Source organism: Pseudomonas sp. 37 R 15, assembly GCF_900004865.1.
GTDB classification, from domain to species: domain Bacteria; phylum Pseudomonadota; class Gammaproteobacteria; order Pseudomonadales; family Pseudomonadaceae; genus Aquipseudomonas; species Aquipseudomonas fluorescens_AM.
In genome coordinates, this window is sequence record NZ_CVTV01000053.1 from 39,934 (window position 1) to 61,582 (window position 21,649).

At 57.8% G+C, this 21,649-nt stretch carries 13 protein-coding genes; all 13 read left to right on the forward strand.

Annotated features, from left to right (window positions below; genetic code table 11):
* Position 1: 1 nt before the first annotated feature.
* Complete coding sequence (pgaC, locus tag BFQ04_RS19785; RefSeq protein ID WP_065949931.1) at positions 2–1,342, forward strand: poly-beta-1,6-N-acetyl-D-glucosamine synthase; 1,341 nt, start codon at positions 2–4, stop codon at positions 1,340–1,342.
* 2 nt (positions 1,343–1,344) lie between these two features.
* Positions 1,345–1,827 carry a poly-beta-1,6-N-acetyl-D-glucosamine biosynthesis protein PgaD gene (gene pgaD, locus BFQ04_RS19790; protein ID WP_065949932.1) on the forward strand — a complete coding sequence of 161 codons (483 nt, stop codon included), beginning with the start codon at positions 1,345–1,347 and terminating at the stop codon, positions 1,825–1,827.
* A gap of 562 nt (positions 1,828–2,389) precedes the next feature.
* On the forward strand, positions 2,390–4,111 hold the full coding sequence (locus BFQ04_RS19795; protein WP_065949933.1) for a ShlB/FhaC/HecB family hemolysin secretion/activation protein: 1,722 nt from the start codon (positions 2,390–2,392) through the stop codon (positions 4,109–4,111).
* Positions 4,112–4,142: 31 nt separating this feature from the next.
* On the forward strand, positions 4,143–14,516 hold the full coding sequence (locus BFQ04_RS19800; protein WP_083217931.1) for a hemagglutinin repeat-containing protein: 10,374 nt from the start codon (positions 4,143–4,145) through the stop codon (positions 14,514–14,516).
* 18 nt (positions 14,517–14,534) lie between these two features.
* Complete coding sequence (locus BFQ04_RS19805; RefSeq protein WP_065949935.1) at positions 14,535–15,401, forward strand: hypothetical protein; 867 nt, start codon at positions 14,535–14,537, stop codon at positions 15,399–15,401.
* Positions 15,402–15,466: 65 nt separating this feature from the next.
* Positions 15,467–15,742, forward strand: a complete 276-nt coding sequence (locus BFQ04_RS19810; protein ID WP_065949936.1) for a hypothetical protein — start codon at positions 15,467–15,469, stop codon at positions 15,740–15,742.
* The gene (locus BFQ04_RS29715; RefSeq protein ID WP_175413251.1) at positions 15,739–15,894 is read left to right on the forward strand and encodes a hypothetical protein; all 156 of its coding nucleotides are present in this window, start codon (positions 15,739–15,741) and stop codon (positions 15,892–15,894) included. Before BFQ04_RS19810 ends, BFQ04_RS29715 begins: the two co-directional genes overlap by 4 nt.
* 241 nt (positions 15,895–16,135) lie before the next feature.
* Positions 16,136–16,693 carry a hypothetical protein gene (locus BFQ04_RS29720; RefSeq protein ID WP_218187753.1) on the forward strand — a complete coding sequence of 186 codons (558 nt, stop codon included), beginning with the start codon at positions 16,136–16,138 and terminating at the stop codon, positions 16,691–16,693.
* The gene (locus BFQ04_RS19820) at positions 16,693–17,217 is read left to right on the forward strand and encodes a hypothetical protein (RefSeq protein WP_024673397.1); all 525 of its coding nucleotides are present in this window, start codon (positions 16,693–16,695) and stop codon (positions 17,215–17,217) included. Before BFQ04_RS29720 ends, BFQ04_RS19820 begins: the two co-directional genes overlap by 1 nt.
* A 956-nt stretch (positions 17,218–18,173) precedes the next feature.
* Complete coding sequence (locus tag BFQ04_RS28750) at positions 18,174–18,530, forward strand: hypothetical protein (RefSeq protein ID WP_164420254.1); 357 nt, start codon at positions 18,174–18,176, stop codon at positions 18,528–18,530.
* 413 nt (positions 18,531–18,943) lie between these two features.
* Positions 18,944–19,174: a hypothetical protein gene (locus BFQ04_RS19825; protein WP_055002011.1), complete on the forward strand. Its 231-nt coding sequence runs from the start codon at positions 18,944–18,946 to the stop codon at positions 19,172–19,174.
* Positions 19,175–19,736: 562 nt separating this feature from the next.
* Positions 19,737–20,450: a transposase gene (locus BFQ04_RS28755; RefSeq protein WP_083217923.1), complete on the forward strand. Its 714-nt coding sequence runs from the start codon at positions 19,737–19,739 to the stop codon at positions 20,448–20,450.
* A gap of 497 nt (positions 20,451–20,947) precedes the next feature.
* On the forward strand, positions 20,948–21,622 hold the full coding sequence (locus BFQ04_RS19830) for a hypothetical protein (protein ID WP_065949937.1): 675 nt from the start codon (positions 20,948–20,950) through the stop codon (positions 21,620–21,622).
* The last annotated feature ends 27 nt before the right edge of the window (positions 21,623–21,649 follow it).

The following is a 21,649-nucleotide window of genomic DNA, read 5'->3' on the forward strand; positions in this document are numbered from 1 at the left end:
CATGTTCGACAGAATCCTGGCTATATTCGTGCTGGCACTGGTATTGGGTGTGCCCCTGGGCCTGATCTTCCTGGTCACCGGGCAGTTCCTGATGGACTTCGTGTTTTTCTACCCGCTGTTCATGTCCGCGCTGTGGATCGCCGGCGGCCTGTACTTCTGGCTGCACTGGGAACGCCACTGGCCATGGCAGGAAGACACGCCGGCGCCGACCCTGGCCGGCAACCCGCTGATCTCGATCATCATCCCTTGCTACAACGAAGGCGATAACGTCGCCGACACCATGGCGGCCGCCCTGGCCCAGGTGTACACGAACATCGAAGTGATCGCGGTCAACGACGGCTCCAGCGACAACACTGCCGCAGTACTCGACGCGCTGGCGCTGCAACACCCACGCCTGCGCGTGCTGCACCTGGCGCAGAACCAGGGCAAGGCCGTGGCCCTGCGCATGGGCGCGGTGGCGGCGCGCAGCGAATACCTGGTGTGCATCGACGGCGATGCGTTGCTCGACAAAAACGCGGCGGCCTATATGGTCGCGCCGATGCTCGACAACCCGCGCCTGGGCGCCGTCACCGGCAACCCGCGTGTGCGCACACGCTCGACCCTGATCGGCCGGGTACAAGTGGGCGAGTTCTCCTCGATCATCGGCCTGATCAAGCGTACCCAGCGCGTGTTCGGGCGCATCTTCACGGTGTCGGGTGTGGTGGTGGCGTTCCGTAAGAAGGCGCTGGACCGCATCGACTACTGGAGCACCGACATGATCACCGAAGACATCGATGTCAGCTGGAAGCTGCAACTCGATCACTGGGCGATCTTCTACGAGCCGCGTGCGCTGTGCTGGATTCTCATGCCCGAAACCGTCGGCGGCCTGTGGAAACAGCGCCTGCGCTGGGCCCAGGGCGGCGCTGAAGTGCTGTTCAAGAATATCCGTGGCATCTGGCAATGGCGCCATCGCTACCTGTGGCCGCTGCTGTTCGAATACTGCCTGTCCACCGGCTGGGCCTTCACCTTCCTGCTCTCGGTGGTGTTCTGGGGCCTGGGCAAATTCATGGTGTTACCGCAGGCGATTACCGTCGACTCCCTGGTGCCGCCGGCGTTTACCGGACTGGTGCTGGCGATGGTGTGCCTGCTGCAGTTCGCGGTGAGCATCCTGATTGACCGGCGCTACGAAAAAGACCTGTGGAAAACCCTGTTCTGGACCGTGTGGTACCCGATGGTGTTCTGGCTGGTGAGCCTGTTCACCACCCTGGTCAGCTTTCCCAAGGTGTTGTTCAACCAGCACCAGAAACGCGCCCGCTGGGTCAGCCCGGACCGTGGTATCAAACCTGCCCAAGAGGAGGCGTGACGATGAAACTGGTCAGAACCCGCCAGAACCTGGTGATGTGGATTATCGATGTGGTGCTTACCCTGCTGGCCTGGGCCGGCCTGGTCTGGCTGCTGGCCCGGGGCATGAACGCCATGCTCGAAACCCACGGCGGCCCGCGCCTGGAAGCGCCGATCTTCGCCGCGCTCAACACCTTGCAAACCTACCTGTGGATCGCGCTGTTCAACGCCGTGATCCTGATTGCCTGGGCGCGCTACCAGCAACGCAAAGGGCGCAAATTCGCCCAGCGTCGCGCCGAGGCGAATGCCCTGAGCGACCAGCACTTGAGTGAAAGCTTCAAGCTGGGCGAGGGCGACCTGGAACAACTGCGCCGCCCCGGCGTGCTGGTGATTCACAACGACGAAGAGGGCGGCGTGGGGGAAGTGAAATCCCACGTGTCCCGCGATGTCGAACGCCCTGGCCTGGCCCTGGTGCCCGGCCCGGAAAAAGACAAAGGCCTTGGCTGATATCTTCAGTGCTGCACTACCCAATGTGGGAGGGGGCTTGAATTAATGCCGCCCTCTGTAGGAGCGAGCTTGCTCGCGAAAAACGTCAACGATAACGCGTGCTTCCTGAATGAACGCGGTGCCTGTAGTTTTTCGCGAGCAAGCTCGCTCCTACAAAAAACCTAACTGACTGGCATTAGGGCAAGCCCCCTCCCACATTGATACCTCCAGTGCTGTGAATGCGCACGGGTTCAAAAAAACTGATTGGATTTCCGATAAATGGGATCCAAATCACAAAACCGCCGCGAACTTTCCTCCCCTCCCCGGTACTAACCCTAACTCGATAACACCTGATGGCTAAATAATGGCGATCGCGGCTTGTTAGTCGAATCACGCTCGAAACAGTTGCCGCCGGTCGGATTAAACGTATCAGTGGTCAGGCCGGAAACTGTTCGATAATTATTTTTTGTTACTAATCATTAGGTTGACCGCAAACACGCTCGAACACCCGACAGCCCCCGCGTCTTGGTCTGCTGAACGTTCGATGTTAGCTTGCCGGCCTTTGATTTTCGACGGATCGAACATGCCTCTGCCAATGCCACGGACTCGGTTTCTTCTATGCACTTTCCTGCTCGCTTGCCTGAGCCTGAACACTGCATTCGCTGCCCCCACGCCCGGGGACCAGGACCTGATCCGCGATCGGCAGAACCGCCTGCTCGAAGAGCAACAGCGGCGCCTTGAAGAACTCAAGGATCTGCCCGGCAAAGCGGCCAAACCCGAGGCGCCCACCGCGCCCGCCGACACCCGTTGCTTCCCGATCAAGGACATCGAACTCAAAGGCGCCGACAGCCTGCCGGCCTCCGAGCGCGAGCGCCTGCTCAAGCCCTACGTCGGCCAATGCCTGGGCGTGTCCCAGCTCAACGACCTGCTCAAGGCCATCACCGATTACTACCTCGGCAAAGGCCGCGTCACCAGCCGCGCCTACCTGCCGCAGCAAGACCTCTCCACCGGCCACCTGCAAGTGCTGGTGGTGGAAGGCAAGCTCGAAGCCTTGCGCAGCGCCGAAGGCAGCACCGTGACCGAACGCGAACTGGCCATGGCGTTTCCTGGCAAGGTCGGCGAAGCGCTGAACCTGCGTGAAATCGAGCAACTGGTGGACCAGCTCAACCGCCTGCCGTCCAAACAAGCGCAGATGGAACTGACCCCCGGCAGCCAGGTAGGCGGCAGCGACGTGGTGGTCAAGAACACCGCGCAAAAGCCCTGGCGCGCCAGCCTGTCGCGCAATAACGACGGCCAGAAAAGCACCGGTGAACAGCAATGGGGCGCCGGCCTTGAATGGGACAGCCCGCTGGGCCTGGGCGACCAGTTGATTCTGCGCGGCGGCCATGACGCCATCAGCGACCACCAGAAAACCTCGAAAAACACCATGCTCTATTACAACGTGCCGTGGGGTTGGTGGAACTTCAGCTACACCTACAGCGAGAGCGACTACCGCACCTTCGGCGTGACCGACGACTTCAAATACAAGCAGGACGGCGACAACCAGAACCACCAACTGCGCGCCGAGCGAGTGATCCACCGTGATGACGTGAGCAAGACCTCGGTCAACGTCGGCCTGGCGCACCTGCGCACCAACAACTACATCCTCGACGTGCGCACCGCGCCCAGCAGCAACCGCCTCAGCGAACTGCAACTGGGCGTCAACCACGGGCGGCGTATCGGCACGGCCTTCGTCAACCTGGACCTGGGCATGCAAAGCGGTATCGGCCTGCTCGACGCCCAGTCGCAGGACGAGCGCGACGCCTTCGGCCGCCGCCAGCCGAACTCGCGCTACCGCAAATACACCGCCACCGTCAGCTACCTGCAACCGTTCAGCCTGTGGGGCGAGTCGTTCAGCTTCAGCAGCCTGGCCACCGGCCAGCGCAGTGAAGACCCGCTGTTCTCGCCCCAGCGCATGAGCCTCGGCGGCTCGGCTTCGGTGCGCGGTTTCAAGGATCAGTTGCTGACCGGCGACAGCGGCGGCTACTGGCGCAACGAAGTGCGCTGGGCACGCCCGGTGACCCTCGACTGGATGCGCCCGGCCTTCTTCGAGTACGGCGCCAGCGTCGGCTACGACCAGGGCGTGATCCGCAACGACCGCTACAACGACAACGTTCATGGCCGCGTGTCCAGCAACTCCCTGGAGCTGTTCGCCCGTGGCAAGAACGTCAGCACCAGCGTGACCTTTGCCCACTCGCTGGAAAGACCCGGCGTCGTCACCGAGCGCGAAGCGCCGATCTACTTCCGCCTGGATTTGTTCCTGTAATTCAACGTTGCGCCGCAGCGAGAAACTGAAAATGGACGTTCGACAATTTGCCTTCCTGGCCCGCCAACCTTCCGCCACCCTGAAGCCGCGAAACGCCTTCTTCGGCCTGCCCAAGCGCGGGCTGGCGCTGATCCTCGCCAACGCGCTGTTCTGGCAGCCACTGCTGGCCCAGGCCGAGGGCATTGTGGTCAGCGCGCCGGGCACTACCGTGGGCGCGGCGGGCAATGGCGTGCCGGTGGTGAACATCGCCACGCCCAACGGCGCAGGCTTGTCCCATAACCAGTTCCAGCAGTACAACGTCGGCCCCAACGGCGTGATCCTCAACAACGCCAACGGCGCGCTGCAAAACACCCAACTGGGCGGGATCATCGTCGGCAACCCCAACCTCAAGGGCGGCGCGGCCAGCGTCATCCTCAACGAAGTCAACGGCGGCAGCGCCAGCCAGTTGCGCGGCTATACCGAAGTGGCGGGGCAGTCGGCCAAAGTTATCGTCGCCAACCCGTACGGCGTGACCTGCGCCGGTTGCGGTTTCATCAACACCCCCAACGTCACCCTCACCACCGGCAAACCCATCATCGACCCGACCGGCCAGCTGAAAAGCTACCAGGTCGATGGCGGCGCGGTGACCATCGATGGCGAAGGCCTGAACGCCAGCAACGTCGACCGCTTCGACATCATCACCCGCTCGGCCAAGATCAACGCACAAATCAACGCCCGCGAACTCAACGTGATCGCCGGGCGCAACGACGTCGATGCACAAAGCCTGAAAACCACCGCTCGCGCCGACGACGGCAGCGCCAAGCCCGAATTGGCGATTGACTCATCGGCGCTGGGCGGCATGTACGCCGGCGCGATCAAACTGGTGGGCACCGAAGCCGGCGTGGGCGTGAAGCTCGACGGCACCCTGGCCGCCAGCGGTGGCGATATCCAGCTCGATGCCAATGGGCGCCTGAGCATGGCGCAGACCGCTGCCAGCGGCGCGATCAATGTCAAAGCCGCCAGCCTTGACGCCCAGGGACCGATGTATGCCGGTAACGCCCTGGAGGTGCAAACCCAGGGCGATCTCAACAGTCGCAAAAGCCTGGCCGCACGCGACCGCATTGCACTGTCCAGCGGCGGCACGCTGACCAACGCAGACATCATCGAAGCCGGCGTCAACGCCGATAACACCCGCAACTCCACAGGTGATGTCAGCCTGCGCGGCCAGGCCGTCAACAACAATGGCGCCAGCGTGATCGCCAGCCGCAGCTTGAGCGTCGATTCCCAGGCCTTGAACAACCAGGGCGGCACCCTCAGCGCCCGGCAAGGCACTCGCGTCACGGCGGCTGCCCTCGATAACCGCAACAACGGACGAGTCCTCAGCAACACCGCGCTGGCTATCGACGCCGGCGCGCTGCAGAACGGCCAGGGCGGATTGATCGCCAGTAACGGGCCGCTGACTGCCACGCTGGGCACGGTGCAAAATACCGGCGGCGAAATCTCCAGCCTGGACACTGCCAACCTGACGGTGACCACCCTGGACAACGTCGCGGGCCTGGTCACGGCGGGCAAGGCGTTGAGCCTCAGCGCCGGCACGCTCGACAACCAGAACGGGCGCGTCACCAGCCAGGGCGTTCTTCACCTCACCGGTAATCGCCTCGACAACCGTCAGAAAGGCCTGGTCGCCAGCACCGGCGGCGTGCAGGTCGACGTCGCCAACATCGACAACCGCAACGGCGAGCTGTCCAGCCGTGCGGGCGTGGCGGTGAACGGCACGCAATTGGATAACAGCGATGGCGGCCTGGTAGTGGCTGGCACTGGCCTGAACCTGAACGTCGATCAATTGCTCAACCGCAACCAAGGCCTGATCAGCAGCGAAGGGCTGCTCACCGTGACCACGGGCACCCTGGTCAACCGTGGTGGCGCGCTCTCCAGCGCCGGCCCGCTGAGCATCGCCGCCCGTGACGCGGTGGACAACCAGGGCGGCCGCCTGGTGACGGACGGCACCCTGACCCTGACCAGCGCAAGTGTCGACAACAGCCAACAGGGCACCCTGAGCGCGCGTAATGCGCTGCGCATCGACACTCGCGACCTGAACAATCAGCAAGGCGGTCAGGTGACCAGCGCCACCGGCCTGACCCTTGAACTCAATCGCGGCCAATTCAACAACCAGGGCGGGCTGATCAACGGCCCGCTCTTGATGCTCAACAACCTCAAGGACGTTAATAACCAGGGCGGCGAGATTTCCAGCAGCCAGGCCTTCACACTCACCGCCGACAACCTCGATAACAGCAGCGGCAAACTGCTGAGCAACGCCGCCCTGACCCTGCGCATCGGCCAGGCCCTGGCCAACGTCAAGGGCATGATTGCCGCCGCTGCGGTTGACGCAAGCGCTGCCAGCCTGGACAACAGCGGCGGCACCCTCACCAGCCGTGGCGACACCCTGCTCAACGTGAGCGGCCCATTGACCAACCAGGCCCAGGGCCTGATCAACGCGGCCAACCTTCTGAGCATCAATACCGCGAGCCTGGATAACCAGGGCGGCTCCTTGCTGGGCAGCGCGATTGCCGTGGACTTCGGCAGTGCCACCGGCGACCTGAACAACACCGGTGGCCTGATCACCACCGCCGGCAACCTGAGCATCAATCACCTGCGTGACCTCAGCAACCAGGGCGGCGAACTCTCCAGCGCGCAGACCCTGACCCTCAGTGGTCGCACCCTCGATAACAGCGCGGGCAAGCTGATCAGCAATAACCTGCTGGTGCTCAACGCCGAGACGCTGATCAACCAGAACGGGCTGATGTCCGGCTGGCAAGGCCTGAACGCCACTGCCGCAAGCCTGGACAACCGCAACGGCGGCACCCTGTCGAGCCGCTACGGCGACCTCAATGCCACGCTCACCGGTCGCCTGCTCAACAGCGGCGCGGGTGCGCTGGTCAGCCAGAAAGCGCTGACGGTCAGCGCCGCCGAGCTGGATAACAGCGACAAAGGCGCGCTTTCCAGCGCTGCCGAGCAAACCCTCAACGTCACCGGGCTGCTGAACAATGCCAACGGCGGCGCCATCGACAGCGGCACGGCCTTGAACCTGACCGCGCAGAACCTGGACAACACTGCCGGCACCATCAGCGGCGGCGCTGCCACTCGCCTGGACCTGCTGGCGACCCTGACCAACACCAACGGCAAGTTGGCCAGCGCTGGCCCGTTGCTGATCAGCCGTGCCGCGCAGATCGACAACCAGGGTGGGCAACTCGCCAGCCAAGGCCTGTTGACGCTGCTGACCGGCGGCCTGGATAACCGCAATCGCGGCACGCTGGCGGCCAACGAGCGCTTGAGCATCACCGCCAGCGGTCTGGTACAGAACGGCAACGACGGCTTGATCTACAGCCAGAACGCTGACCTCACGCTCAGCGCCAACCGTCTCGACAACGCCAGAGGCGCGGTGCAAAGCCAGGGCGGCCTGACCCTCGATGTGGTCGATGCGGTCGACAACCAGAGCGGCAAACTGATCGCTCAGGCCGGCAACCTCAAGGCCGGCGCGGCCAGCCTCGACAACCGGGGCGGCACCCTCGCCAGCCTCCAGGCCTTGCTGCAGACCCGAGTGGTCGGTGTGCTGCGCAACGGCTATGACCTCACCAACAATCGCCAGGGCGGCGTGATGCAGGGCCAGACCCTGGACCTGCAGGCCGGTGGCGTAGACAACTACGGCGGACGTATTTCCGCCCAGGCCGGCGACGGCCTGGTCACCACCGGCAACTTCGACAACCGCAACGGCGGGCTCTATGCCAAAGGCCTGATGCGCGTGGTCGGCCACGATTTCGATAACAGCGGCGACAACGATGGCCAGATTGCCGCCCGCCAGATCGACCTGGACCTCAGCGGCGCGTTGAATAACCGCCTGGGCATCATCGAAAGCGAATCCACCCTCAAGGTCCGCGCCGCCAGCCTGGACAACCAGACCGGCCGCCTGCGCGCACTGGGTAACAGCGGCACCACCGAGTTCGCCATTGGCGGGCTGTTCGACAACCGCGACGGCGTGCTGGAAACAGCCAACACCAACCTGAGCCTGGACGCCGACCGCCTGCAGAACCTCGGCGGCAATGTGCTGCATGTGGGCACCGGCACCTTCGGCATCGCGCCGCGCAATCTCAATGATGTAGGCGGCAGCCTGGTCACCCGTGGCGACCTGACCATCGCCCAGGACACCTGGACCAACAGCAGCGTGATCCAGGCCGGGCAACTGACCGTCAACGTCAACAGCCTCGAACAGACCGCGACCGGTCAATTGCTCGGCGCCCGGCGCTTTATCGGCAGCGGTGGCAACTGGTCCACCAACGGCCTGATCGCCAGCGACGGCGACCTTGACCTGAGCCTGAGCGGCGCGCTGAACAGCAGCGGGCGCATCAGCAGCCTGGGCAAACTGAACCTGACCGCCGCCCAGGCCAACTTGAGTGACACCGCCAGCATCGCCGGCGGTGGCGTGACCCGCGCCACCCTCAGCGGCACCCTGAACAACCGCGGCCGCCTGACCTCGGCCACCGACCTGCTGATCAACGCGGGCACGCTCAACAACTACGCCACGCTCGGCAGCGGGCAAACGCTCACGGTCAACACCGGCGCATTGCTCAACGACCACGGCCTGATCTTCAGCGGCGCCGACATGAGCCTGCGCGTGGCGTCGCTGAACAACAGCTACGGCGACCTCTACAGCATGGGCAACCTGAGTGTCGATCGCGACGGCAAGGGCGGCCTGGCCGACAGCATTATCAACAGCTCATCGAGCATGCAGAGTGATGGTGACCTGACCCTCACCGCCGCCACGATCAAAAACGAACGTGCGGTACTGACCGTCAACGACGCGGGTGTCTACACCGCCTCGGCCACCGAGGGCGCGTGCATCAAGTACGTCAACGCCGGTGACTGCAAAGCAGGCGGCACCCCGCGCAACTACGTGTGGGAGTTGCTGACCCGCGACAAACTGGAAGTGACCGCCGCCAGTGCCGGTTCGAGTATCACCGCCGGCGGCAACATGACCCTGGCGGGCGGCGACCTGCTCAACAGCAGCAGCTCGATCGCGGCCGGCGGTAACTTCACGGCGCGCCTGAACAACCTGGTCAACACCGGCATCGAAACCGGCGAGACCGAGACCTATCGTCTGTTCACGTCAGAGCGCACCAAGCACCCTGGACGCTGGTTCGATGCAGCCGCCGCACTTACCAACAAATACTGGTACAAAAGCGCCGGTTACAACCCCAATGACCTCGGCGGCCTTGAGGCCACGGTGGCCAACTTCATCGGCATGATGGAGATCGAGCGCACGCAGTTCGGCAAGGTCACCAAAATCGCCAGCGATGATCAGCGTTATGCTGCCGTGATTCAGGCTGGCGGCGCGGTGGACGTCAAGGCGCAGGCCGGTATCGACAACAGCGTGGTGCGCCCGGGTTACACCTACATCGGGGCGGGTGCAAAAACCACCACCGGCGCGACCGGCGCCAGTGCCGCCAACGGTTACTCGACCCGCGTCACCCTCAACGCGCAATTGCCTCCGGACCTGGCCCAGCAGCAGATCAACCCGCTGAGCTTGCCCGGCTTTACCTTGCCCAGCGGCCAGGGCGGCCTGTTCCGCCTCAGCGGCCAAAGCGCCAGTGCGCCGGCCAGTACCGGCCCGCAAGGCTGGAGCCTGGGCGGCGGCAGCGTAGACCGAGCCCCGGCTTCCGGGCCGGTCGTACCCGCCGCAGGCACCTCGGCCGACGGTGTCACCATCAACCGCGTGCAAGGCCTGCCGGACAGCCAGTTCGTCTCCAACCCACAGAAATACCTGATCGAAACCAACCCGCAGCTGACCAATCTCGGCCAGTTCCTCAGTTCCGATTACATGCTGTCCAAGCTCGGCTACGACCCCGACCAGGCGCAAAAACGCCTGGGTGATGGCCTCTATGAACAGCGCCTGATTCAGCAAGCGGTCATTGCCCGCACCGGCCAGCGCTTCATCGACGGCCAAACCAGCGACACGGCGATGTTCAAGTACCTGATGGACAACGCCATCGGCAGCCGTCAGGCGCTCAATTTGTCGGTCGGTGTAAGCCTCACCGCCGAACAAGTCGCGGCCCTGACCCACGACATCGTGTGGATGGAAAACGCCACCGTCGCCGGCCAGCAAGTGCTGGTGCCGGTGCTCTACCTGGCCCAGGCCAACAACCGCCTGGCGCCCAATGGCGCGTTGATCACCGGCAGCGACCTGAGCCTGGTCAGCGGCACAGACCTGACCAACGTCGGCACCCTGCGCGCCACCAATAACCTGGCCGCCAGCGCCGGGCGCAACATGGTCAACAGCGGCCTCATCGCAGCGGGCAACCGTCTCGACCTGCTGGCCGGCAACAGCCTCACCAACCGCGCCGGCGGCATCATCAGCGGGCGCGACGTCAGCGCCGCTGCGGTAAATGGCGATGTGCTCAACGAACGCACCGTCACCAGCCACCAGAGCAGCAGCGGCTATCGCACCGAACGCACCGACTTCGTCGACAACGCCGCGCGCATCGAAGCCGCCAACAGCCTGACCCTGCAAGCCGGTCGCGACATCAACAGCACCGGCGGTGTACTCAAGAGCGGTACCGACACCCGTATCCAGGCCGGGCGTGACGTGAACCTCGTCACTGCCGAACAACGTAACGCCAATAGCGTCAGCACCTACTCACGCAGCAGCAACGTGACCCAGTACGGCACCGTGGTAGAAGCCGGGCGGGACTTCCAGATTGTGGCGGCACGGGACATCAGCGCCATCGGCAGCCAGTTGAATGCCACGCGTGATCTGGCGTTGGTGGCCAAGGGCAATGTGAACCTGGCTTCGGCGGCGAATGAACAGCATTCGGCGTTCAATTCCAAGAAGGTCACCAGCAAAGAGGATCACGTTCAGCAGGTAGGCACCTCATTGGTGGCCGGCGAAAACCTCTCCCTGAGTGCAGGCAACGACCTCGCCGTCAGCGCCAGTCGCGCGAGCGCGGGCAAGGAAGCCTACCTCTATGCGGGCAATGATCTGACGCTGAAGGCCGCCCAAGACAGCGACTACAGCTATTACCGCAAGACCAAAACCAGCAAAGGGTTGCTGTCCAGCAGCCAGAAAACGCGCATCGACAGCAGTAACCAGATTACCCAACAGGGTTCCTCCATCAGCGCCGACACGGTGGTCGTGCGTGCCGGTCGCGACATCGGCACGAGCGCCAGTGACGTGGTGTCCACGAACGCCACCAGCCTGATTGCCGGGCGTAATGTGGTGATTGATGGGGCAACGGAAACCTTTGAACAAAGCCATTCGTCCTCGACCAAAAAATCGGGCTTGATGAGCAGCGGCGGCATCGGCGTTACGTTGGGCTCAAGCAGCAATAAAAACACCCTCAACAGCAGCACCGAAACCACCCGGGCCAGCAACATCGGCAGCGTGCTGGGCAGCGTGGATATCCGGGCGGGCAAAGAGCTCACCATCAAAGGCTCTGACGTGGTTGCCGGTAAAGACATCAGCCTGGTTGGGCAAAATGTCAGCATCCTGGCGTCCGAAAACAACAACCGCAGCGAACAGACGGCCAAAAGCAAAACCAGTGGTTTGACCCTGGCACTCTCCGGCACCGTGGGTAGCGCGGTGGACTCCGCTTACCGAACTGCCAAGCAAGCCAAAAGCGAGGACGACGGCCGCCTCTCGGCGCTGCAAGGTGTGAAGGCGGGTTTGACGGGGGTGCAGGCGTGGCAAGCGGCGCAGCAGGATGGCGGCATGACCGGCGCCAACGCTGGGCAGTTTGTAGGTATCAGCATCTCCCTGGGGTCGCAGAAGTCCGACTCCAGACAGACGCAGGAACAAACCCTCAGCCAGGGCAGCAACCTGACGGCGGGCAATAACCTCACCATCGTGGCGCAGGGGAATGGCACGCCGGGAGACGCCGGTGATATCCGCGTTCAAGGCAGCAAGCTCCAGGCCAGCAATGAAATGACGCTGGCTGCGGAGCGTGATATTCGCCTGGAGGCTGCGGCCAACAATCAAAAGCTCGATGGCAAAAACAGCAGCAGCGGTGGAGCGATTGGCATCAGTCTGGGCGTGGGTTCCGGAGAAAGTGGCCTGAGTATCTTCGCCAATGCGAACAAGGGCACCGGCAACGAGAAGGGCACCGGCACCACCTGGACGGAGACAACGCTGGACGCGGGCAAACAGGTCAGCCTGATCAGCGGACGAGACACCGCCCTCAAAGGCGCGCAAGTCAGCGCAGACAAAATCACCGCTACCGTGGGTCGCGACTTCACGCTGCAAAGCCTGCAGGACACCGATAACTACAAGTCCAAGCAAACGGATGTCAGTGGGGGCGTCAGTTTTGCCATCATCGGCAGCGGCGCCAGCGCCAACCTGAGCATCAGCAAAAGCAAGATCGACTCCAAATACCAGAGTGTGCAGGAGCAGACCGGCCTGTTCGGCGGCAAGGGCGGCTACCAGATCGATGTGGGCAACCATACCCAACTCGATGGCAGCGTGATCGCCAGCACGGCCACGCCGGACAAAAACCGCCTGAACACCGGCACCCTGGGCTGGAGCGTTTTAAAGAACAAGGCTGACTACACAAGCCAGTTGCAGAGCGCCAGCGTCAGCAGTGGCAGCGATGGCACCAACGCGTTCATCAGCAACATGCCCAGCGGCAGTTTGATCGCGTTCAATCATGGCGACAGTGACAGCGGCACCACGTCCTCGGCCATTTCCAACGGCACCCTCAACATCCGCGACCCTGCCAAACAGCAGCAGGACGTGGCAACGCTGAGCCACGATGTTGAACACGCCAACGGCGCCATCAGCCCCATCTTCGATAAGGAGAAAGAGCAGAAACGGCTGCGGCAGGTGCAGTTGATTGCGGATATCGGTACTCAAGCGGCGGATATCACACGCACTCAAGGTGCCATTAACGCGGCCAATGCTCAAAAAGATCCCGAAGCGATAGCGGCTGCGCGAGACAAACTTATCCGTGAGGGCAATACCCAGCCGACGGATAAAGAGATCGCCGCACAGGTGACCCGTACGGTGATGCAGCCGTACGGAACGGGGGGCGATTATCAACGTGCCGCTCAAGCGGTGACGGCAGCTTTGCAAGGACTGGCAGGCGGGGACATCGGCTCCGCCCTCGCAGGCGCGTCGGCGCCCTATCTGGCGAACATCATCAAGCAGTCAGCGCGGGACAACGATACCGCCCGAATCATGGCCCACGTGGTATTGGGTGCTGTAGTTGCACAGGCCCAAGGGAACTCGGCGGTTGCCGGTGCCGCTGGAGCTGGCACGGGGGAGTTGATTGCGGCGCAGTTGTATCCTGGTATTAAAACCGAGAATTTGAGCGAGAAGCAGAAACAGACCGTATCGGCGCTTTCGACATTGGCATCGGGTTTGGCAGGCGGGCTTGCAGGAGGCGACCTGAGCGGTGCACTTGCCGGTGCAAAGGCTGGCAACAATGCTGTTGAGAACAACTCAATGGGTGATATTGCCAGTGCATTAGCTGAGGGTAAGACGCTCGAACAAAAGGCTGAAGAGCGCATCAAGGCTGAAAATGAGCGCTACAAGGAGCAAAACTGTGCGGGACTGAGCGCAGAGGCGTGCTCGGCGCAAATGTATGCCGAGCGCCGTGAAAGCCTTGCTTATACGTTGGTGGGTGGTGTTGTTGTAATCGGAACAGTGACAGGAGGCATGTTGCTTGGTCCAGCCCTGTTAAATGCATGTGGGATGAACCCGGTAGCTTGTACCGAACTGACCATAGCAGCAGCAGAGGTGCCTTTTGGTGCCGCGATGGCTGGCGGTGGGGCGTTAGGTGTGGGAGGCTTTGGCAGTCTTGGGGTGAAGGAGGTAGCTGCTACTGCGGATGCTGCTGCGGCGGCGCGGAATGTTGAGGCTGTAAAAGGTGGCGCTCTTGATGCAAAAGGGCTAGGTCAGACAGGTGGAGCCGTTACTTCGGGTACGACACTTGATCTGTTTTCAGCCACCCGAGGTAAAGATCTTTCGAAGCTAACCAATCAGCAGGTTGGTGACCTAGGTGAAGATATCTCCAAGGTCTTCTTGCGTGACAACAACCACACTGACATCTTCGCTGTGCAGAACCGCAGTGGTAACGGTATCGACATTGTCAGCCGTACACCGGATGGCCGCCTCGCGTTCACTGAAGTAAAAACTTCGCGAACGGGGAATGTGGGAGATCTTTCTGTACGACAGCAGAACATGACAACGTTCATCGAGGATGTTCTGGGTCAGGCAGCTAGTCGACAAGGTCGTTACAAGAGCATCAGCGTGGCAGAGCAGCAGCAGGCTAGGCAGATGCTTCGGGAGTTCAGGCGTGCCCCTGAAAATGTGAGTGGTAATTTGATCGGCGTTGACCTACAGGGTGAAGTATTGCGGGTCTCACCTTGGGCGCGTAATTGACTGATGGGGCGTACCAGAATGAAAAAAATAGAAGAAATCCTAGAGCAGCATCGGCACTGGCTGTCTCAGTCGGATGGGATGCTGGCTCAAGAGCTTGAGTACCTTGAAGAGGATCTTGCCTGTGACTCCTTGGAGGGGTTGGGCAATGTATCTGATTCATTGGGGATACTTGCAGTTTGTCACGGTATACAGGGAGAGGTTTCTATTTGTGCCGGTGATATTTCTGGCTGGGAGGAAGTATCCCGCGCGATGATTTACCGCTATTGGGTGCTAATGCTCAGAGCTAAGACCTTTTCTAATACGAGCTTTCTTCAAGGCATTAGAAACGCCCCGAATCTGACCAATCAGTTGAGCAATGCAGGTTGCTTACTTGCAGGTTTCATTGCTGCGGATAGGCATGATCTAGCGGAGTCGGTCGCCGATGTGCTTGTTGGGATGTTAACTGTTGATGGAGCTGTTGATCCCGGCTATCTCAAAGAGCGTCGATTCGAACCTTTCATGCTGTGGCTCTATTCTGTCTATTCGGGTGGGAATACACCTGCCCTGATTGAGTCTATGGATCTCGGCATTTACAAGAAAGTGATAGACAGTTGGGCAGATGAGCAAAGGCTTGCCGGTGTACTGGACGAGGTATGCCAATATCACTTAGCTAACTCCGAAGATAAGGGCGGGGCTTGGGACCCGGAGTTCAAAAACCCACCTTTTGATTTGCTGCCTTTGGAGGTTTTCGCAATTTTTAAGGTTCGCCAACAGTGCGGGTTGAAGTCACTTGCAGTTGCGAATCCCTTGTTATCTATTGAAGTGGCTGCATTGGAGAATCTGGCTTTCAAGCCTGATGACATTTCTGTAAGGGTTGAGACAGCCTATAGAAATTTCTTCAGCTAAAGTACAGATAGAACAATCGGGAGCGACCCTGATAAGCGATAGGGGACAGACCACGTTTTTCGTAGATGTTGATGTGGCTGGATAGCAGTTCACTTGATGCAAAAGGTGCGCTCTTGATGCAAAAGCTACTGGCGGTGCTGCTGGAAAGGCAGATGATCTCGCCTCTACCGGGACAGCTGTTCGTCCTACACCCCAAAAATCTGAGATTGATGTTGGCGCTGATCTTGGTGCGGGAGCTCGCCCACAAGTCAGTTATAAAAATGGGCAAGAAGTCCCTTATGGCACTTCAGGTAGTGTCCGTCCAGACTGGTGTGTGGGTAACGTATGCAGCGTTGAAGTGAAAAACTACAACATTGTAAAAAATCAAAGCGGATTGATTAGTAATGTTTCCAACCAAGCCCTCCAGCGAGCTGAAAATTTACCGCAAGGAATGCAGCAGCAAGTCGTTATTGATATTCGAGGGCAAGCTGTCACGCTTGTGCAGGAGAAATAGGGGTCAGACCACGGTTTGAAAAACAGTGGTCTGACCCCTATTTCCCCAGCTGGGGCCCACTGCAGGCAGCCTCAAGGAGACCTATGCGGCGCTCAAAGCTGTAGTGGAGAGCGGTGGTGTTTGGGACGCGGTCAAGCAGCCGTATATTGATCGCATAGACCGACTGCAAGCGCAGTATGAAGAAGCCGGGCCCAGTGGCTCCTTTAACGCCGGGGTTGAAACTGGAAGGCTGATCAGCGATATGGCTGCGGTCCTTTCAGCTGGCGGTGGGCTGGTGAAGGGTGGCGCCTTGCTGGCGGAGAAGGTTACGGCTAAGGTCGCTGCTCGAATAGAGTTGGGGGGCGCGAAAGCAACTCCTTCAGGGCTGGTTTCTGGAGAAACTGGCTTTGTAGATGCTGGTAAGGCTGCTGCTAACGATGCGGATTTCGCGGGTGCAAAAGCAACTACTGGCGCTCCCAATACACCCAGGTTCATTACGGACTCTGCCGGTAATACTATTGATTTAGATTATACCAAGGGACTCAGGGAAACGAATGTGACGGTCACGGGAACGCGTGGTGGTGTTCAGTATCCGTTGCAAGGGCAAACTCCCGATTCTTATGCAAATCTTGGAAATGGGCATGTTGTTGTCTACGGTCCTGAGGGGCGTGCGCTATATGATGTGTCTAGCTCTCGGATTAAGGTGGTCGAATGGAACCAAGCTCCGAATGGAACATATTTCCCCAAGAAGGGAAGTGATACAAAAGCTTTTGAGGGAAATGTTCCTCAGTCGGTTCTTGATAGCTTAGGGTTGAAATGATGAAAGTTTATCAGGGTAATATTTCTAAAGAGTCGTTGAATCTGTTTGTTTCAGATATTGGCTCCGGGGAGTTTTTTTCATATGTAGGGCACTTGGTTTCATTAGAACAGGCAATTTCTGTTCTAGGTTTGCTCTCTCCTGATTTTATTGAGGTCAGTGGTCACATTTTCTGGCTGCCTAACGCTCAGCAATACGATCCGCAAAAATTTCATTTGAACGGGCTGGTTGAGACCGAATCTAGTATGTTGGAACAAAGTACATCGCGTAGAGACGTTGAACGATACAGAAATATTTTTTCAATAAATCAGTTCTTTTCAAAGTGGGAGGATGCACCGGGCCGACCCGTATTTAAAGTGGGCCTGTCGGAAGAAGATTATCGTCTTTGTCATTTATTTGCTGAACAGATCACTAGATATTGGAAGCGCGCGTTATCCGATGCCTTTCCAGAGAAGGTATTTCAGTTTGAAATTGCTGACGATCTTCTCGATGAATATGGCGTCTGTCTGACATTCTGGCAGTCGTAGTTTTAAGAGCGCACAGGATGTGTCCGCGCCATTAAAACCACTGCCAGAGACTAAACAATAATTATGCGTTTAGAAATGGTGGAGAAATAGGGGTCAGACCACGGTTTGGAAAATAGTGGTCTGACCCCTATTTCCGCAGGCACACATTATGTCCCGCGGTAGAGTACTTTGGTGATGATGGGTTTTATAAAGACGGACCCTATGAATCGGGTGCTAAGGGCGAGGTGTGGCTGTTCGGCTGGGATAGCACCGGGACTGCTTTCGGTTTCGACAGTGGAGACAACTGGCGATTGTTGGAAATCGACAATATGCGTTGGATAACGCGACTTGACTTGTCGTTTCGTCAGTTCGTCGAAGGGGTGTTGGTATGTTATCCACAGCGGCCGATAAGCTTTGCGAATGGAGTTTGGCGCGACTCGGGAGATGTTTCTTACACCCTATCGGATTAGGCATAAAAGCGTGCTGAGCCTAAAAAAGTGGAAAAGGCGCGCATTTATCTGAGGGAAATAGGGGTCAGACCACGTTTTGCGTTTTTTAGAGTTCAGTGAGGTTGCTCTTTAAAAATATGGTTTATTTTTGGAGAAATAGGGTAGACCACGGTTTTGCGTTTTTAGAGTTTAGTAGAGTTGCTCTTTTAAATAGAAGAATAGTGGTCTGACCCCTATTTCCCCGAGCCTGATGACTTCTGAAGGCGTTCCTGCAAGTGCCTTTGGGAACAGAAATATTGCTGATTTGGCTAGGTACACCGGTGATGGAGCTCCGGTGGTTGTCCGCATTGTTGACAACACGAAAGGTACGGACTTTTCCCATTTTGTTGTGGTGGATGGGGTTACAACTAGAAATGGAATCTCCGTTGTAGCTATTCGCGATCCGCACGGGGCCCAATATTTCAGTCCCATCAGTACCTTTCAAAGAAACTTTTCAGGTGAGGTTGTTGTTCCTCGGAGTGCACTTAAGTGAAATTAATTATCGACTTCCCTGAGAACATGATCACGAATGAATTACTCAGGCAGGAACGAATACCCTGCTTTTGCAAGGTCTCAAAAGAATTTGAAATTTCGTTTTCGGATACGGTTCCTGAGTCATCTGGGGTGGTATCAGAATGGGATCGTAGAGAGCTGGAGTTAAGAGCCGTTGCGGGGGCGGGCGGTCGATATACGCATTTCGCTAATGGTTTGATTACATTGCATAAAATTAATGAAGGCGTTTACAAGATCCTTGATCTTGAGATGTTTTATAGAAGTTATGGCTGGTGCGCTGTCTTACGGGGTGGGGAGTATGCGCCTCCCGGAGATTTTTGGGATGAAGAGTAAAGACTTTCTGATGAGTGCTAGGCTGGGAGAAATAGGGGGCAGACCCTGAGCAATCCCCACAAATTTACCCTAAGCTCAGCGCTTGATGGCGCACCTCATCACGCAGTGGAGAAATAGGGGTCAGACCACGGTTTGAAAAATAGTGGTATGACCCCTATTTCCGCTAGAACACTGCCTGATGGCCGTATTCGTTACTACACACAAGAGGTTCCTGCAAGGACAGAAGGACCTACTCGGGGTGCTTCTTTCGCCACGGAGTTTGATCCTAAAACGGGCAGTACGAGGCAATGGATGGAAAGCTATGACCATGCAGGAGAAGTAATCCGTGTCCACCCGAAAAGTATTAATGGGCAGCCGGTTGATGCTCAGCACTACCCTCCGACCGGAGCAGAGCTAAAGAGTTGGGGGCAGCAATGAGCATGGAAGACATAGTGGCTGACAGACTTGGAAGAGTGGTTGCTGATGGATTTGATATTTTTAAAATATCAAAAGAGGCACTTGATATTTACCAAGATCCAAACCTTTCTCTCACAAAAGATTTAGACATTGCGTTGTTGTCACTAATGGCAATGGTCGAAGGGCCAGAGTTTGAGATGACAGAAAAAGAATTTTATGATTTTTTATCTGATATTCGACAGATGTAGTTTCCAATATACCCAACTTGATCAGGCACTATCGACACCGGCCTTGCGCCGGTGTTTTGCACCCTATGTGCACCCTTTTTGCCGCCTTCCTGCACTCATCCTGTAGTCTTCTTGTACTCAAGCTGTACCCTTTTTGTAGTCCTTTTGTCTCCTTTTTGTCTACCAACCTGACGACCTACGGTCTACCTGCTCAATACGCCCTTTTTCAGCATGAATTTTCGCTCCTTAACAGGAGCAAAATCTCAATACACAACACGCACCTCTCGCGAGGTGGGTATTTTCTATATGTATCAATTAGTTATCCGGTTTCGGTCTTCTAGGTGCTGCTATACACTTGGGACTAGGGGTCAGACCACGTTTTGCGTTTTTTAGAGTTCAGTGAAGTTGCTCTTTAAAAATATAGTTTATTTTTTGGGGAAATAGGGTAAACCACGGTTTTGCGTTTTTAGAGTTTGGTAGAGTTGCTCTTTTAAAGCATGATTTGTTTTTTTGTAATTATTTTATTTTGTCGGCCTAGTGATCGACGGCTAAACTGTAAGCTCTTATCCAATTAGGGGTTTATATGGCTCGCCGTCCCAGGGTTTTACTGCCGGATATCCCGTTGCATATTATTCAGCGGGGAAACAATCGGGCTGCGTGTTTTTATTCAGATAAAGACTATATTTTTTACATTGATACATTAGCCGTGCTTGCTGAGCTGTACGGTTGTAAAGTTCACGCATTGTGCTTGATGACAAATCATGTTCATTTATTGTTGACTCCCACCTGCTGCGCGGGGGCTGGCCTACTTATGAAGGGGCTGGGGCAGCGCTACGTTCAATATGTCAATCGAACATATCAGCGAACGGGCACGTTGTGGGAAGGTCGTTTCCGCTCCTGTTTGGTTCAACAAGAAAACTATGTTTTAGCTTGCTATCGATATATCGAAATGAACCCGGTCAGAGCGGGTATGGTTGCTCATCCGGGCGACTATCGCTGGACCAGCTATACGGCAAACGCACAGGGCAAGTTATCAGGCTTTATAAGCCCGCATGCAGTCTATAGCGAGTTAGGTAGCGGCGCCGCGCAACGAGCCGAAGCTTACCGGTCTATATTCATGGATCGGCTTTCACCTGAATTGATAGAACAAATTCGATCTTCTACGAACGGTAATTACGTTTTGGGGGATCAGAAGTTCGCATCAGAGATTGCGCAGGTATTAGGTAAAAGAGTTTCACCGGGTGTGTCAGGACGCCCGAAAAAGTTTGAGTTAAAAAATAGAAGAATAGTGGTCTGACCCCTATTTCCCTATTTCCCGGGTAATAAATCAATTGCCGACTCCGATCCTGCTTTACGCGATGCTTTGCAAGCGGCTTTGGATTCAGGAAAAGCCAAGGTTCAAGGTGTAACAGTCAAAGTCGGTGTCCCCGCCCCCAGTAAAACAGGTGTAGCAGAATTTAAGGTGGAACCATGGACCAAGAAGTAATTCAGTTCGAGCGCTCGGGCGTAAACCCGAAATGGCCCTCCTACAAAAGTGTGCTGGGGCGCATAGCCAAGGGGCCACACGTCTCAGATGAATACGAGTTGAATGGCATCCGTGAATATGTTGAGCGCGGCGATGCATTTGCGAAGCCATCAATGCCTGTACCGAATAGTGACAACGTTACGCGTAGTACCTCCGAATGGATGGCCGTCACACGAGCCCATAAGGTATTGGCAACCGCACCAGATAATCCGCAATGGCTTCTGGAATTGGCCCATTGGCTGCGCTATTACCAAGTAGGAATTTGGCAGTTGTTCTTCTGGGCGGGTCAGTTCGACATTATTGCCAAAGCGGCAGGCAATGATCGACGCCGCCAAAACTACAGCATCCAAACCGCCAGCAATATGATGGCCGCCATGGCGATCCTAGGCTGGAAGGATGCCGTCATCCATCAGGGCTATCTCACCCATGCGGCTCTCAACCGTGGGCATCAATTAGTGATTGAGTACGAAGAGCAACACCGCCGCGCCCAAGCTTTTATGCTGCGTGTGTTTGCCGATTGGGTGGGCGATGTCTCGCATCAATGGCCTGCTTATGCTTACGACGAACCCATCTACGAAGCCTTGTTGGCCAAGTGGCGCACTCCCAGCCCCGACGACCTGATGCCCTGCCTATTGGCCGCGTGTGACCGCCACACCTGGCAAACCGGCAAAGAGAGCCAGAAGAATTCCTACGACTTCAATCAGGACTGGCACTTGGAACGCGTGCCGGTGGAAATTCTCTATATCCTGCGCCTGCGCCAGTGGGAGGGTTTAGCCAATCCGCAGAAGATTGATCATCCGCTGCTGGCCGCGCCCTTTGACCAATTGCCGCCCGAGCAACCGGTGCCTGAGTTGGACGAGTTGATGCAAGGTGTGCTCAAACGCGCGAGGGAAGACTGGCCACAGTACGATGAAGTGTTGTCGTTGCCAGCATTGAGGAGTTGAATGGTGCAAAGGGGGGAGGCAGTGCCA

What these genes read in the sequence shown, in the direction of transcription:
- BFQ04_RS28755 (WP_083217923.1), top strand. Translation starts at nt 19,737, where the DNA reads ATGGCTCGCCGTCCCAGGGTTTTACTGCCGGATATCCCGTTGCATATT.
- pgaC (WP_065949931.1), top strand. Translation starts at nt 2, where the DNA reads ATGTTCGACAGAATCCTGGCTATATTCGTGCTGGCACTGGTATTGGGT.
- BFQ04_RS19800 (WP_083217931.1), top strand. Translation starts at nt 4,143, where the DNA reads ATGGACGTTCGACAATTTGCCTTCCTGGCCCGCCAACCTTCCGCCACC.
- BFQ04_RS19820 (WP_024673397.1), top strand. Translation starts at nt 16,693, where the DNA reads ATGAAAGTTTATCAGGGTAATATTTCTAAAGAGTCGTTGAATCTGTTT.
- BFQ04_RS29720 (WP_218187753.1), top strand. Translation starts at nt 16,136, where the DNA reads ATGGCTGCGGTCCTTTCAGCTGGCGGTGGGCTGGTGAAGGGTGGCGCC.
- BFQ04_RS19805 (WP_065949935.1), top strand. Translation starts at nt 14,535, where the DNA reads ATGAAAAAAATAGAAGAAATCCTAGAGCAGCATCGGCACTGGCTGTCT.
- pgaD (WP_065949932.1), top strand. Translation starts at nt 1,345, where the DNA reads ATGAAACTGGTCAGAACCCGCCAGAACCTGGTGATGTGGATTATCGAT.
- BFQ04_RS19810 (WP_065949936.1), top strand. Translation starts at nt 15,467, where the DNA reads ATGTTGATGTGGCTGGATAGCAGTTCACTTGATGCAAAAGGTGCGCTC.
- BFQ04_RS19825 (WP_055002011.1), top strand. Translation starts at nt 18,944, where the DNA reads ATGAGCATGGAAGACATAGTGGCTGACAGACTTGGAAGAGTGGTTGCT.
- BFQ04_RS19795 (WP_065949933.1), top strand. Translation starts at nt 2,390, where the DNA reads ATGCCTCTGCCAATGCCACGGACTCGGTTTCTTCTATGCACTTTCCTG.